The 15385-nt window shown below is 46.9% G+C and carries 11 protein-coding genes, 1 tRNA gene and 2 pseudogenes; 9 read left to right on the plus strand and 5 right to left on the minus strand.

Annotated elements, in window-relative coordinates; translation table 11 throughout:
* The first annotated feature begins 15 nt into the window (after positions 1-15).
* The 3 genes from BMY11_RS07110 (at position 16) to BMY11_RS07115 (ending at position 3818) form a co-directional block, all read left to right on the plus strand.
* Positions 16-1107, plus strand: a complete 1092-nt coding sequence (locus tag BMY11_RS07110; protein WP_090573789.1) for an alpha/beta hydrolase family protein — start codon at positions 16-18, stop codon at positions 1105-1107.
* A 183-nt stretch (positions 1108-1290) separates the two neighbouring features.
* Entirely contained in the window at positions 1291-1404 is a 114-nt protein-coding gene (locus BMY11_RS29685) for a hypothetical protein (protein ID WP_371262764.1), read from the plus strand.
* A gap of 332 nt (positions 1405-1736) precedes the next feature.
* On the plus strand, positions 1737-3818 hold the full coding sequence (locus BMY11_RS07115) for a DUF4832 domain-containing protein (RefSeq protein ID WP_090573790.1): 2082 nt from the start codon (positions 1737-1739) through the stop codon (positions 3816-3818).
* Positions 3819-3952: 134 nt separating this feature from the next.
* Here BMY11_RS07115 and BMY11_RS07120 read toward each other — a convergent pair whose 3' ends face one another.
* The gene (locus BMY11_RS07120; protein WP_090573791.1) at positions 3953-4222 is read right to left on the minus strand and encodes a hypothetical protein; all 270 of its coding nucleotides are present in this window, start codon (positions 4220-4222) and stop codon (positions 3953-3955) included.
* Positions 4223-4887: 665 nt separating this feature from the next.
* Here BMY11_RS07120 and BMY11_RS07125 point away from each other — a divergent pair.
* The gene (locus BMY11_RS07125; RefSeq protein ID WP_090573792.1) at positions 4888-7140 is read left to right on the plus strand and encodes a DUF4832 domain-containing protein; all 2253 of its coding nucleotides are present in this window, start codon (positions 4888-4890) and stop codon (positions 7138-7140) included.
* 368 nt (positions 7141-7508) lie between these two features.
* Here BMY11_RS07125 and BMY11_RS28770 read toward each other — a convergent pair.
* Together BMY11_RS28770 and BMY11_RS07130 are read right to left on the minus strand one after the other, a co-directional pair.
* Positions 7509-7579, minus strand: a tRNA-Val gene (locus BMY11_RS28770).
* A gap of 431 nt (positions 7580-8010) precedes the next feature.
* Positions 8011-8280 (minus strand): annotated as a pseudogene (locus BMY11_RS07130) (tyrosine-type recombinase/integrase); the annotation flags it as partial.
* 463 nt (positions 8281-8743) lie between these two features.
* On the opposite strand from BMY11_RS07130, the gene BMY11_RS07135 reads away from it, so the two are divergent.
* The 3 genes and pseudogenes from BMY11_RS07135 (at position 8744) to BMY11_RS07140 (ending at position 10628) form a co-directional block, all read left to right on the plus strand.
* Positions 8744-9433: a stalk domain-containing protein gene (locus tag BMY11_RS07135; protein ID WP_143069225.1), complete on the plus strand. Its 690-nt coding sequence runs from the start codon at positions 8744-8746 to the stop codon at positions 9431-9433.
* Positions 9434-10210: 777 nt separating this feature from the next.
* A pseudogene (locus BMY11_RS28435) lies at positions 10211-10324 on the plus strand (DUF2935 domain-containing protein); the annotation flags it as partial.
* A gap of 85 nt (positions 10325-10409) precedes the next feature.
* Positions 10410-10628 carry a hypothetical protein gene (locus BMY11_RS07140; RefSeq protein WP_177182542.1) on the plus strand — a complete coding sequence of 73 codons (219 nt, stop codon included), beginning with the start codon at positions 10410-10412 and terminating at the stop codon, positions 10626-10628.
* Between the two features lie 978 nt (positions 10629-11606).
* On the opposite strand, the gene BMY11_RS07145 is transcribed toward BMY11_RS07140, so the two are convergent.
* The gene (locus BMY11_RS07145; RefSeq protein ID WP_090573794.1) at positions 11607-11792 is read right to left on the minus strand and encodes a hypothetical protein; all 186 of its coding nucleotides are present in this window, start codon (positions 11790-11792) and stop codon (positions 11607-11609) included.
* A 471-nt stretch (positions 11793-12263) separates the two neighbouring features.
* Here BMY11_RS07145 and BMY11_RS07150 point away from each other — a divergent pair, with 471 nt between their 5' ends.
* Complete coding sequence (locus BMY11_RS07150) at positions 12264-13697, plus strand: phospholipase D-like domain-containing protein (RefSeq protein ID WP_090574420.1); 1434 nt, start codon at positions 12264-12266, stop codon at positions 13695-13697.
* Positions 13698-13860: 163 nt separating this feature from the next.
* On the opposite strand, the gene BMY11_RS07155 is transcribed toward BMY11_RS07150, so the two are convergent.
* Positions 13861-14127: a Ger(x)C family spore germination C-terminal domain-containing protein gene (locus tag BMY11_RS07155; protein ID WP_090573795.1), complete on the minus strand. Its 267-nt coding sequence runs from the start codon at positions 14125-14127 to the stop codon at positions 13861-13863.
* A 38-nt stretch (positions 14128-14165) separates the two neighbouring features.
* Between BMY11_RS07155 and BMY11_RS07160 the strand changes: the two genes are divergently transcribed.
* Positions 14166-14390 (plus strand): hypothetical protein, encoded by a 225-nt coding sequence (locus tag BMY11_RS07160; RefSeq protein ID WP_143069226.1) that lies wholly within the window; start codon positions 14166-14168, stop codon positions 14388-14390.
* Positions 14391-15385 lie beyond the last annotated feature (995 nt).

The raw sequence follows: 15385 nt of genomic DNA on the forward strand, positions 1-15385 counted from the left end.
GGAGGTTGAAGTGTAGTGTCCAATAATCGAACGATTCCAACAACTCACTACTATACATCTGAGGAGCAGCTAACGCGCCTCTTTGAAGCCACAGCCAGAAGCAGAGGCTTAAGGGCTTCGACATTAGATGAATATAAGGCTTGGAAGCGGGAAACCGTCGCAGAGCTGTATGAAATTACGGGGCTAAACCAGATGGAGCGCTGTGAGCTTGAGCCGCGAATGTTGAGCTCCGAGCAGATGAATGGCTATGTGCGAGAGAAATGGCTTATTCAAACGGAGCTGTCGATTTGGATGCCGTTCTATGTGCTTATCCCGGATGGCATGAAGCCCGGCGATAAGCTTCCATCCATAATTACGCCGCATGGTCATTCTAGCGGTGGTAAATATTCGCCGGCGGCTCGAACCGACATCCCAGCGATTGCCGATGCCGTTCACGATTACAATTACGGCTACGGCGAAGCGTTCGTTCGGCAGGGCATGATCGTTTTTTGTCCGGATGCCAGAGGCTTCGGAGAGCGAAGGGAGGCTATGCTCCAGCGCGAAGATGAATATGCATTCCTTAATAGTACATGCGTGGCATTGAATCATGTTGCAATAAGCCTTGGACGCTCATTAACTGGGATGTGGACGTGGGATTTGATGCGGCTAGTCGATTACATCAGCGGGCGTGCAGACTGTGATGCGGAAAAAATCGGCTGTGGCGGTTTATCCGGGGGCGGCCTGCAAACCTTATGGCTTGCTGCGATGGATGAACGGATCGGGTGCGCAATCGTCAGCGGGTATTTTTACGGATACAAGGATTCCTTGCTCAAGCAGTCCCAACACTGCGGCTGTAATTATGTCCCGCGTCTCTGGCATGCTGTTGATATGGGCGACATTGGTGCTTTGATCGCGCCGAGGCCTTTACTTATTGAGACCGGTACGCAGGATCCGCTCAACGGAGAACGCGGGATGGCAAATGTGACGGAGCAGGTGGATTTTACTCGACATGCTTATAGGCTCTGGGAGTACGAAGAGCGGCTGTACCACCATTCATTTGAAGGCGGCCATCGCTGGGATGGTCTTGCAGCCTATCCCTTCGCAGCGCGCTTTCTATCGGGGCAATAATCGGAATCATGGAGCGCAGCTCTGATTCATCGTTACCGGCGAAAGCGGAGCGGGTAAATCTATGGAGGTGCCAGTTTCCCTATATAAGTCGGTCGAATGGGATGTATTGGCTGGACGAATGATAGCCGTTATTTGCCCAGACAAGACGATATAGCTACAGTATCTTACTGGTTATCATACTTGATGGTTCTTAGAATCGCTTTGACAGGCAGAACAATGACGCTGGATCTGTACGATATGATGCAGGTTATGGGATACGCTCGTGTACGCAACAGGCTGAACCAATTTAGCGGCTAGTGCTCCATGATAACTGTTTCCTATTGCGAATAATTGAGTAATACCAAAAGGACTATATCCACACGAGGATGCTTGCCTCCTTCCGTGTGGACATAGTCCTTTTCTTTGTAGTTATAAAAGTAATCACTGTATTCGGGAAGATCAACGTCCATCCGTCCATTTTCGTCACCATAAGTGCTCGTCCTCGTATACTGAAAGAGAAGCTGACTCTACTAAAAGGGGGGAAATGGTGAAGAAATGAGATTTAAGAATGCTCCTCTACAGGGCAGCGTTGCTCACGATAATCTGGAGCGTAGAGGGAACAAGTTTTTTTAAAGGAGGCGAATGGGGCAGTGGGAACCATTACAGTCAAATTGACTGAAACGCCGGAAGCATTCAATAATCCGATCATGGGCTTTAGACCATCGCGCGGCATAAATGATACTACTTTCCAGAATCGGGAATATGCAGATATTTATAAACATTATATCAAGTATACCGATCTGGAAGTGAATGCAACGGACTCTGTTCAGAAGATCAAAGATTGGAGCAATAAGGCTTGGACGGGCATTGAAAATAAGAATATTAAGGTTGTTCCACGAGTCGTCATTGTTTATCCTGGTGCCGGGGAGTTTTGGCCGAATGGTGTCACGCATAGCGATCCCGTCAATCAGTGGTTGTCAGACTCCTTGAAAGCCCGGCTTGTAGCGTTTATCGGGAAGCTTGGGCAAGCTTGGGACAATGATCCTCGTGTTGCTTTTGTGGAGCTCGGCTTGTATGGCAACTGGGGCGAGCACCATATTTATCCTCTTAAGTTTGCTGACGGGAAAAATCGAATCCCGCTCAGTTTTCAAACGGCTCTAGGAGATGCATCTATAGCAGCGTTCCATAACAAAAAAATGCTTATACGCTATCCAGAGACGTTCGCGAATTACAATTTCGGCATTTATTGGGATTCCTTCGCTCTGCCGGATGATGCTAGCGGCGGGAATGGGGAAATTTCGCGGAATAATTGGCGGACGCAGATTAACAGCGGTGAAGTAGCTTATAATTGGGGCAACCAGTCAAATCTAGGCGGCAGTCCGAATGGAACGCTGAGCAGTACCTCTAATACGAACTACGTCATTGACTGGATTATGAAGACGCATACCTCGAGCTTAGGGTGGATTTCGGACTATACAGCAAGCAATGCTGCCGTAGAAGTCGGAGCAACCGCCATGCAGAAGGTGCTTGGTTATCGCTTCGTGTTGAATCAGGTGACGTTTACAGGAAATGTGACGCCAGGCGGGACGATGAACGTGTCGTTCCAGGTTACCAACAAAGGCTCCTCGCCATTCTATTACAACTGGCCGGTGGAGGCGAGTCTGCTGAAGAGTGACGGAACTGTTGCGTGGAAGGGAGTCTTCCCAGTCGATACTCGAACTTGGCTGCCCGGCTCAGACTGGAATAGCGCGACTCGTGCTTATAATCAAGCTCCAGCTGTCAATATCGTGAATGGTGCATTTAAGATTCCGACAACTCTACCGAATGGAACCTATACGCTTACGCTGACTATTCTGGATCCGGCTGGTTGGAAGCCAAGCGCGAGATTTGCAAATTCAAACTATTACACCGGAGGTAGAACGCCAATCGGTAAGGTCGGCATCGGCATGGATCCCGCAAATCAAACGCTCGGTACGTTTGCAAGCTTGAAATCGGATACGACGCTTGGCTACAGCCTGCAAAGCGGTGCATACGACGGATCAACGGGCGTTGGAAGTGTCGATATGCAAGCGCCGACAGCTCCTGCGAACCTAACATCAACAGGTAAAACGGCTAGCAGCATCAGCCTCAGTTGGTCAGCTTCGACGGACAATGTTGGCGTAACTGGTTACGAGATCTATCGGAACGGCAGTTATGTCGGTACCACAACAAGCACTTCCTACACCGATACAGCCCTTAAAGCATCGACGATCTATACCTATATGGTAAGTGCGAAAGATGCGGCAAGTAATGTTTCGGCTAACAGCAACGCTATTAGCGTAACGACGAATACAGCTGGTGCTGGAGGCACTTCAGTTACGATTGAAGCGGAGTCTTCAGCTAATACGCTTGCAGGCGGTGCTACCGTAGTGTCGTGCAGCTCCTGCTCAGGTGGTTCAAAAGTCGGTTACGTTGGCAACAATAGCGGTACGCTTCAGTTCAACCGAATTAATGTTGCAACCGCGGGGACCTATACGTTGGTCATTTCCTACTTGAATGGCGATACGGCAGCAAGAGCGTCTCGAATCAGTGTAAACGGCACGATTGCTAACTTAAGCTTCCCATCTACTGGCAGTTGGACTACACTCGGCACTTTACAAGCAACTGTTCAGCTGAAAGCAGGAGACAACACGATCAAGTTGTCAAACCCTAGCGGATGGGGTCCAGACTTCGATCGGATCCAGATCCATTGAAGCTCCGTAGTAGTGGTTATTAATTGACTCGCTGACATTGGCGAGCGTAACAATGAAAGGGATCCCCGGTTAATACGGAGGATCCCTATTTTCAGACATTCAGACAATGATGATGAAACGACAGGCGATGACGATTAGCTTGATTCTACCTTTGCCGGATGCAGCCAGTTATCCATTACTATTGCTCGTGATTCGGCTTGATTGGAGAGCGCTTCTGCCCATTCGTTGATTTTTACTTTCATGACATCAATCGAATACTGGAAAGGGTACTCGCGCAAATTAACAGCTACCCAATTGGCATTGTTCAAATTTGACCATTCCATGCTAATCGTGTTGGTCATTTCGGAAAAACCTTGGATTAATTTGACGAAATCATGAATTTGCTGCTGATTGTCTTTGGTCATCTGAATTCTCTCCATTCGAATGGGTTGGGAATGTAGATTAACTTTACCATTTATTAGGTTTTTAATATGTCACTCTTTGTTGTCTTTTTGTTGGAATAATTGACGAGCCATACACATAAACGATACCTTGGAAGCCATTTGTATAGGGGATGTTTGTTGGTCAGGTTCAGCTAATTCGTGGCTATAAATATTCAATACAATTATCGTTCTCGTTGGACAAGTTTCAATAATAGGTGGAATACATAAAAACCAATTTCTACCAAAGTTAAATTGAATCCTCATAGCCCTGTTTCGCAGGCACATAAAGAAGAGCCTTCAGGATATTTTCCTGAAGCTCTTTTTTTTTCAAACAGTAAAATCTGGCTGATCTCAAAATACGATGGATACGATAATTGTGGAGCTTGCTTAAACAGCAGCTCCTTTTCGTTCGTAAAGCACAGATTCTCTCAAACCAGATTGTCAATTCTATGATATTTTCTTTCCAATCCTTCTAACTCTAGGGGAGTATTCTAACGGCATAAAGAAATAAGGCCTTATTTTCCATTCATTAATTCCGGTTAAGCTAAGCCGCTGCGAGCAAGATAACTATCGAAGGGAATTGACTGGGTGATTGATCTTACTCGATGTCGACGACCGCCCGCTCAGATTAAGAGGAGGATTTCGATATGCGTAAGACTTTGGCTTTAACTACGGCGCTGTTATCTATTTTATTGATTTTATCCGGCTGTAGGGTGGATAACGGCGACTCTGATCAAATAAATATGCACTCACAAGGTGTAACGCCTTACGAAAAAACAAATCGAATTGCTCCAACCGATTCATCGGAACCGAAAGTGAAGCTATTTGGGCAAAACACCTTCAAATTGACTGAAACGCTGGAAGCATTCAATAATCCGATCATGGGCTTTAGACCATCGCGCGGCATAAACGATACTACTTTCCAGAATCGGGAATATGCAGATATTTATAAACACTATATCAAGTACACCGATCTGGAAGTGAATGCAACGGACTCCGTTCAGAAGATCAAAGATTGGAGCAATAAGGCTTGGGCGGGCATTGAAAATAAGAATATTAAGGTTGTTCCACGAGTCGTCATTATTTATCCTGGTGCCGGGGAGTTTTGGCCGAATGGAGTCACACATAGCGATCCCGTCAATCAGTGGCAGTCAGACTCTTTGAAAGCCCGGCTTGTGGCGTTTATCGGGAAGCTTGGGCAAGCTTGGGACAATGATCCTCGAGTTGCCTTTGTGGAGCTCGGCTTGTATGGCAACTGGGGCGAGCACCATATTTATCCTCTTAAGTTTGCTGACGGGAAAAATCGAATCCCGCTCAGTTTTCAAACGGCTCTAGGTAATGCGTCTATAGCAGCGTTCCATAACAAAAAAGTGCTCATTCGCTATCCAGAGACGTTCGCGAATTACGATTTCGGCGTTTTTTGGGATTCCTTCGCTTTGCCTGATGATGCTAGCGGCGGGAACGGGGAAATTTCGCGGAATAATTGGCGGACGCAAATCAACAGCGGTGAAGTCGCTTATAATTGGGGCAACCAATCAAATCTAGGCGGCAGTCCGAATGGAACGCTGAGCAGTACTTCTAATACGAACTACGTCATTGACTGGATTATGAAGACGCGTACCTCGAGCTTAGGGTGGATTTCGGACTATACGGCAAATAATACCGCCGTAGCAGCGGGGGCATCTGCCATGCAGAAGGTGCTTGGCTATCGCTTCGTGTTGAATCAGGCGACGTTTACAGGAAATGTGACGCCAGGCGGGGCGATGAACGTGTCGTTGCAGGTTACCAACAAAGGCTCCTCGCCATTCTATTACAACTGGCCGGTAGAGGCGAGTTTGTTGAAGAGTGACGGAACTATTGCGTGGAAAGGCATTTTCGAAGGTGATATTCGAACTTGGCTGCCCGGTTCAGATTGGAATAGTACAACTCGTGCCTATAATCAAGCTCCAACTGTCAACACCGTGAATGGTGCATTCAAGATTCCGACAACAGTACCGAATGGAACCTATACGCTGGCACTGTCCATTCTGGATCCGGCTGGCTGGAAGCCAAGCGTACGATTTGCTAATACCAACTATTACACCGGAGGCAGAACGCCGGTCGGTAAGGTCGGCATCGGTATGGATCCCGCAAATCAAACACTCGGTTCGTTCGCAAGCTTGAAATCGGATACGACGCTTGGCTATAGCCTGCAAAACGGGCCATATGACGGAACAACGGGCAGCTCAGACACACAAGCGCCGACAGCTCCTGCGAACCTAACATCAACAGGTAAAACGGCAAGCAGCATCAGCCTCAGTTGGCCAGCTTCGACGGATAATGTCGGCGTAACTGGTTATGAGATCTATCGGAACGGCAGTTATGCCGGCACCACAACAAGTACTTCCTACACCGATACAGGCCTTAAAGCATCGACGAACTATACCTATATGGTAAGAGCGAAAGATGCGGCAAGTAATGTTTCGGCTAACAGCAACGCTATTAGCGTAACATCGAATACAGCTAGTACTGGAGGTACTACAGTTACAGTTGAAGCGGAGTCTTCTGCTAATACGCTTGCAGGCGGCGCTATCGTAGTGTCGTGCAGCTCATGCTCAGGTGGTTCAAAAGTCGGTTACGTCGGCAACAACAGCGGTACGCTTCAGTTCAACCGAATTAACGTGGCAAACTCTGGGACCTATAAGTTGGCTATTTCCTACTTGAATGGCGATTCGGCAGCAAGAGCGGCTCGAATCAGCGTAAACGGAGCAAACTCTAACTTAAGCTTTCCTTCTATAGGCAGTTGGACTACACTCGGCACTCTACAAGTTACTATTCAACTGAAAACAGGAGACAATACGATCAAGTTGTCAAACACTAGCGGATGGGCTCCAGACTTCGATCGGATCCAGATCCATTGAAGCTCCGTTAGCAATCGTTAATATTGGATTCAGGCTTTCCTTGGTGACGGTTTGTTTCGGTTCTTCGTTTCGCTTATCTTGGCGAGCGTAACAATGAAAGGGATCCCCGGTTAATACGGAGGATCCCTTTTTTCAGACATTCAGACAATGACGATTGAAATGAAAGGTGACGACGATTAGCCTGTTTCAATCTTTGCCGGATGCGAGGGATAAAAAGGCATATTTAGAAGTATTAAATACACACGCATGCAGGCGGTAAAATAATGATTCGCATCAAATTCGCATCAACTCGTGCCAGCACCAGTTTTAAGCCTTTGGCAGACAAAAGAAAAACTCCAGCATTTCTGCGGAGTTTAAAGTTTAAGTTATGGTGATCTGAACAGGGTTCGAACCTGTGACCCCTACCCTGTCAAGGTGGTGAGTCGAGTTTCACTTCATCTGTAGCAGTTTGAACAACCCTTGTCGTCATGCGGTTTCATCTGCTTTACACCCGAACTAGTTTCATTCCATCCGATCTTTGATGTAATAGTTTTACATCAGTTTTACATCAAGCGAGGTTGAAGTCAACCATTTTAAAATAAATGGTTTTCTATATAGTATCTATTTCACGTGGTACATGTGGGAATGTGGGACAAGAGCGCGAAAACCCGCGTCATTACTGGATTTTATGAATTCGGCTTGTCCCAACATAGCCCACATAAGGTTCAAAATGTCCCAAGAAAAATGTTGTGCTGCACAATTGATCGACATGGTTCACCTTGCAATCCCTTGCTGCATAAGGGTTTCGGGGTTTTTGGTGATTCTGAAAAGGCTTTTTAACGTGGGACAATAAGATTTTGTGGGACACCAAACATGAATAAGACGGTATGGTTATACCATACCGCCTCCGGATGATTTATCGAACAATGTGTTGAAGGTGTCCGCCGCTGCTTGATCGACTTCCTGCAGCACGTGCATATAAACGTCTTCTGTAACTGACGTCCGACTGTGCCCGAGTCTCTTACTGATTGCCTTTGTCGGCGTACCTTGCAGAAGCATGTATGTAGCAGATGTATGGCGGAGATCATGGAATCGTATCACCGGCAGGCTCGGATGACGTTTGAAGAACCGGCGCCACCACGTTTTAACACTTGAAGGGTTTAAGGGCTTGCCTTACCATCCCGTAAAGACAAAGAACCGTTCGCCGCCTTCCCATAGGTCCGCAGCTTTTAGGCGGTTTTTCGCGCACTCCTTTTTATATCCACGCAGGAGCGGCAATAGCGGAGCAGGAATTGCCATTTCCCGTTTACCGGCTTTTGTCTTTGGCGCTTTGATCTCATAGCCATCATCGCGGGTATATGACAGAGCCTGTGAAACCTTCAGTGTCCCACGTTAAGAAGTACCGCAGAGCGGTTGTGCCGTTCGCTGGGGTGCAAGCACGCGAGTAATTTGATATAGCAGCGCATTCATTTGGAATACAGAGTATGGGTATATTTTCACCCGCTCTGTATTTTTTATGTCGAGAAAAAGATTGAATGAGGATACGTCGTTAGACACTCTTTTTAAGCAGCCACTGATACAATTTAGGAGGTTTAGTACAGGCTGCCTAAGGGAGTGATAATTATTGAGGAAAAAAGTCTTAATTGCTTTATCTTTCGTGCTAGTGGTGATGGTTTCTTTCGAGCTCGGCGTTCATGCTGCATCTAACATCAAGTTAATCATTAACGGGAAGTCGATCAAGACGGAAGTGCTCAGCGTCAAAGGAACCAGCTATGTGCCGCTAAGAGTCGTGTCCGAGAATCTAGGCGCAAAAGTAAATTGGAACAGCGGGACAAGCACCATTACGATTACGAGTGCGAATTCCGGATCCGAACCCGTTACAACTACCCAGCCTTCTCAGGGTTCGAGCAAGTCTTATCCGGTTAACGTTACGGTGAACAGCGGGCCGATGACGATGACCATTTCCAAAGTCACCCTAGATCCCGCATATAAGCAATACGAGTCTTTCTCACAGGCGATTCAAGTGTTGACGCTGGATGTTACGGTGGAGAATACGTCCGTCGATCCTGTAAGCTGGTCTCCTGCATATGGGGTAATCGTCACGAATACGCAAGAACAGACACAAGGGTATCATTATTCGGATGCAGTAAGCGGCGATTTTCTTGGAAATGTCAAGAAGACAGGGAAACTCAGGTTTGAGATCATGGGTGATTTAAGCGCGATCAGCAGCTTCAAATTTATGATTGAAGAACCGATTGGCTCGGAGTACGAAACAGTCGGCGAGAAAACAACAACGGAGGTTGTGTTTAAGTAGCTAATTAATTAACATAAACCCCCTCGTTTTGAACGCGGCAGTCGGTATTGGAACGGAACCGACATTGTGATAGACCCATCCAAGGGCGATCGTCTTCCCCACAACCGAGCTTGCATGGTCGTCGTATGTCGATATGCGTTTTACGAGTAGATCGCGGATGAAATCAGCTTGGAGATCATGGATGAAGCAGCTAATCCAACGATAAAGACAATAGCCGATTACGCAACTCTCAAATGACAAGCCAGGGAGTAATCCTTTGATTGGTTTACCCGGAAGCGAGCACTGCGAGAAATGGAGTGGCATCGCTCTGGTGGAGTGAAAATACGTTTACGTATGAACAACAAAGACCGTAGTGCTGCTGCAACGGTCGACTTATTTCTGTCCGAGCGCGGTAGGAAACTTCAATAGCCGCGCAGCAGGGCAAATCCCCTGAAATTAAAAATGAGATGCGAGGACTTCCCTCAGCGTCTCATTTGTTTTTTGTCTATGTAGAGATAGCGATGATGATTGGGCCTTGCTTTGCTCAGTGCAACACATTGTATATTGTAACTGTTCAAAAAGTGATGTAATCGTGGTGCGATCCCGCCGGAACCGACGCCGTCAAGACGAGAGCTTATTGTTGAACATAGTAGCGAACCGCTGGGGCCTGCAGCATCTCGTGGCGTGACAAGAACGCAGTATAAGGTTTCGGATTGCAAAAATGTGCCAGGCCCTAAGTGTTTCTCGAAGCGACTATTATGCTCATATCAAAGAGAGAACCGTGAGTGACAGGATACGATAAAAGACATCTCGGTAATATATAAGCATAGATTTTGGTTGCAGATATTAGGTGATCACGCACGATTTATTACCAATTCGCTCTCATCAGTAGAAGTGCAAGACATCAGGAAATATCCAATTTGTTAATGAAAAGACGCTGCTAGAAAAAGTGGAAACGCTACTCAAGCTTCAAGGGGGCGGACTCAGCGCGTTTCGAATGGCAGCTAAGTTAGTCCGCAAGGGCGGCACAATCCAAGTGACCGGAGTCTATGGAGTCATCCATTACATACCGGAACTGTATCGCCAAGTAAAAGATGGCGTGTTCGATCCTACCGATATTATAAGCCAACGGATCGGCTTGGACGAGGCGGAGCACGGGTTTAAGATTTTCAACAATAAAGAGGACAACGCGATGAAGATTATATTGAAACCGTAAATATAAATATTCCGCGAGCTTTGAGGCGACGATAAACGTACTCGGGATAAAAATCAAATAAACCAAGATTCCATAAAGGTCGCTTATATAGCGACCTTTTTATTGTTTCTTTATATGTAAGCCTGCTAATTTGTTATTGGGAGTCGGGCATAATAACCACGGGGGTGAATTGTTATGAAATGCATTTACTGCGAAAACATTCAGCAAATTAAAGGAATGAATCATAAATGCTACATCTGCTCCATCGTAAAGCGAAAGCTGTAACGCTCTGAAAATGTCGTTCAAAATGATGTAGACTTCGATGACCGATCTGCCATTGCGATGAACGATGAAAGCCGCTTCTCAGCGGCTTTTACTATTTTTACATCAGTTAGCAGGTATTTCCAGTCGTTCGAAATGTTCAGCCAATCGGTTTAAGCCCATTTGCAATTCGTTTCCGAACATCGGTTGGCCATGCACGGTAACGGCTGACCGCGGATTCAGATCAACGATTTTTCTCACAGATGCCCAAGCATGTTGCCAGTCGAAAGTAAAGTAGGCAGGTGGGCCGTGAACTTCACATTCCTGCGTCAAAACTGCCCATGCCGATTCCTGTTTTACTAATACAGCTTTATTACTGGCAGAGAAAGGTCATTGGCTCTATGCTATTTTCGCTATCGGCACCGGATTGTTCGAGTTGACCATCGACACAACGGTTTCGTAGAAAACCCTTGAGGGCAAGGTGCATCATGTTGGGTTCTTAAGTCGCCAGACCGATTGGATGCGCTCGTATGGGCGCTTACGGAGCTTATCACCGAACCGTCGTCGTTTGAATTGTTCATCGGTAGAGCCTAAAAGGAGTAAATATGCTGTGCCACAGTAAAAAAATAAAGAGAACCCGAGTTGAACGGTTCACTTTATTGCATGATTGGTGTTACCTACAAATAAAACCTGTAGATCAGCCCACTGAAGAAGAGAAACGCATCCGCAGCAGCTAAGTCAATCAACCTGTTTGACCTTCATGCCGGACAGCTCGGAAAGAAGGGTGAGTAGGTGATTTTTCAACATCCAATTCATAGGTGAATTATCATAGCTGTCATGATTGGGGGGCTCATCGGGAAAAATGAACCGAAATTCCTGATATTTGAAGCTATATGGGCCAAGCACCGGCATCCACTCGGCCACGGTTATTGAACTCCATTTGTCCGGTTAAATAATCCGGTGGATTGCCGATGCCTTTAACATTTACCTGGATAAGCCATCGTGATTACGAATGTCTTTGCACATTGCTTTTACCTTGATCGCTTGGGTCGTTAGATCGCGACGGAGCATGCTTTGCCTTGTTTTTCTGGGGTTTGGCTTTCGTACTCATATTTTTCTTTCACCTCCTGTCTTTTCCGTAAAGAGTATTTCTCCAAACCGCTATCCTTATTAGTAAAGGATTGTCATCAATGGGCAGGATAGTTCTAACTGCGGGAGAATAAGTTAAGTAAACTTTTCCCGAAAACTGGAAGTGAATTACCGAAAGGGTTTGAGATCGCTCAGTTAACAAATTGGATATTTCCTCAAAATTTGTGCAACTTATTTGTAAGAGATAACAATGGGGAGGTTTTTGTAATTTGGATTTTAGGGCTCTACATATTGAATGCATTCTTTATGATAATCGTAGCCATCCGAGAGGTGCGCAAACCGGCAAAAGCTTTGAATTGGCTGGCGATCGCTCTTATTCTGCCAATAATCGGTTTCGGTATCTATCTCCTCATTGCCAATCCGGTGCGCATTCGTCGGGAGAAACTCACATCTTCGCATGATGTAGTGGATCCATTGCCTGATTCGTTCAGCCGAGCATCCTCGATCATCGCCTCATCATTATGGCCGTTGACCGTGCACGGTCTCCGAAAAGGGCGTGTCCAAATTCTAACCAACGGCATTGAAACCTATAAGAAGCTCATCGAATCCCTACAGAACGCGCAACGGACAATTGATGTGGAGTATTATATTTATCGGGATGACCAAGTAGGCAGAAGGATCACGGACGTATTGATTGAACGGGCCAAATCCGGCGTGCAGATCCGGTTTGTTAGAGACGGTTGGGGAAGCTGGCAATTTCCGCGCAATCAGATCAATCGGATGATGGAGTCCGGAATCGGATGTCGGACGATATTTCCGATTCGTTTTCCCTGGCTACCCGCTTTGACCTACCGCGATCATTGCAAGAATGTCGTGATTGACGGAAAAGAGGCTTTTACAGGCGGCATCAATGTAGGATATGAGTATACGGGATTAAAGCCTGATGTAGGATTCTGGCGTGATACCCATATGCGCATACTTGGGGAGGCTGCGAACGATTTACAAGTGCTATTCGATGTCCATTGGAAAATCGCGACGCAGGAAAAGATGAACAGAAAATCTTCACAGAAGCCCTCTCCTGATAAAAATCAGAGGTCACAATTCGCCAATCCTTCAGGCGGATTAACACCCTCGACGGGAGAATGGGGAGCTGAACTGGGTGAGGCCGATCACGCTCCAGGTCCGGAGCATCATGCTTACCTGCAGACACTGGAAAGTAATCCTGGCATGCCAACTCAAGTCATCCGTCAGGCTTACTTCATTTGTCTGACGCAGGCGACTCGGACCATTGACATCACGACGCCTTATTTCGTGCCTGATGCGGATATCATCATGGCTTTAAAAACAGCGGTGGCACGAGGCGTATGCGTAAGATTGATGGTTCCGCGGCATGTTACTCCAAAAATCGTGGGACCTGCGAGCCGTTCCTTTTATGGAGAACTGCTGGAAGCGGGAGTTCACATTTATATGTACGAGAAAGGCATGGTCCATGCAAAAGTGATGATCATTGATGAGGAAATGGCGGGGATCGGTTCGGCGAATTACGATTTGCGAAGCTTTCGACTGAATTACGAAATACTAGAAATGTTGTACAGTGTCGACACGGCGCGTGATCTCACCAAGCAATTCGAGCGTGATCTCATGGATTCCACGCCTTTACTCATAGAAGAATTGCAACATCGCTCGTATCAACAGCGCATCATCGATCAGGCAGCACGCCTGCTTTCCCCGCTATTATGAACAGGTGAAATGGTCGAGGAAGCGGCCGCGATCGATGAACAAGTGCCTGTCAAATCACTTGGTCAATACTCACGGCTCTATTCGCCTTTGCCCCGGGTGAACGGTTGGATGATCAACTCGTAACGGATTTTAAGCTGCATCTTTTGCCAATCCCTCTGCCAATTTAATCGATCGGTTTGGAGGCGGGTCTCAGCGTTAGATCGCCGATCTGCAGGGGATCGATGCCTTGCTCCTGCATCATCTTCAGCATCGATAACGTCTGCTTTTCCAGCAGAGCCTCGACCTCCTTCTTGAGGGCAGCCAAATCGCTGCGTTCATACAAGTCGCGGTTTCCGCGGTATTCTTCGATCCGGCCGCGTAAATGAACGTCAATGGCGAGCGCGGAACGATCCCGGCTAACCTGTGTATGTTGGCATTGAGCTGGCCGAATGTAACGGACTGCTGGGGGATCGGGAGCAGTTTCAGCATATGACGGTTGGAAAGAAGCTGGAGCATCTGATCTTTCGTATTGTCGACATTCGCGACAAGCTTATCATCCTTGAACAGGGCACTTCCCTCGTAAATAAAATTTTGTTCGTCTGCGCGAAAGACAGTCAAGATCGGATCGGAGTAGCGGGAATAAACCTTCTTCATAAATTGATGCAAATTGACAATTGGTCATATCACCCTGATTTCTGCGCTCGTAATGTTTGAACATTCGATACAACGCATAATCCAACTGGCTCTGTTCCTTCAGCTGGGCAGTGATATAGCTGTTGAAATCGCCCTTGACCCCAGCGCGCTTTAGTTGGTTTTCTACATAGGGACAAGCCTTCAATGAAAAATGGACTGCACATGGCAGCCCTTAACTCATACTAAATTGCAGCATACAACCGGCAACCCACTCCGTAAAATGCTGATGGTAAGCAATCGGATCGATCGATACATCAGCTCTCACTTCATAACCATCCATCCAAACCAAGACGATGCGGACTTATTCCCTCTAACGATCTGTGAGATCGGAACGACATAACCCCGTTCGGAACTTGTCCGATAACAAATTCCACGCCAGTCAGACCGCTGAGAGACGCGTTCTTCTTCTTCTTCTTCTTCTTCCAACGTGATCCTTCCGTAGTTAGTGCACTTCATCAAATGCGGTTGCCGTTTTCGTTTTTCATCCCAATGTTGCTTTCCTCCAGGTTCGTGCGCGCGTTCCGTATTTCATGAACAGAACGCCTTCTTTGGTGATCGGTGTTACGAGTTTAGGCGCTTCGATTGCACCTTTCCCAACGCCGCTTAGTGCCGTCCAATCACGCCTCGCGGCCTTTTACCTAAACCTGTTGCATCCCCGATGAAGATGCCGCGGTGCGTATCCCTGCTAAGTGGGGACTTGGTCCCTCCCTCGACCGGATTTAGAGGGCTCGTAGTCGACCCGAACGAACGCGTTTACAATAGAGCAGTTTACGGAACTGACATCAAGGTCAAAGGAGACACTGGACAGTTCGCATCAGTATTCCGATGGGAGGTCTATGCTCACAGAATGCTCACGCAATATCGTAACAGGTCACCACAGAATGGCGACGATATTACAGATCATTGCTATTAAAACCTTGTAATAACGCCATTTCGTCACAACTTGTAATTTATCGTTAACGATGTTACAAAACACTACCGTCATGATGCTTATTACGGATAGTGCTAGCCATTAG

The sequence above is a fragment of the Paenibacillus sp. OV219 genome (assembly GCF_900110075.1).
Taxonomy (GTDB): Bacteria; Bacillota; Bacilli; order Paenibacillales; family Paenibacillaceae; genus Paenibacillus_Z.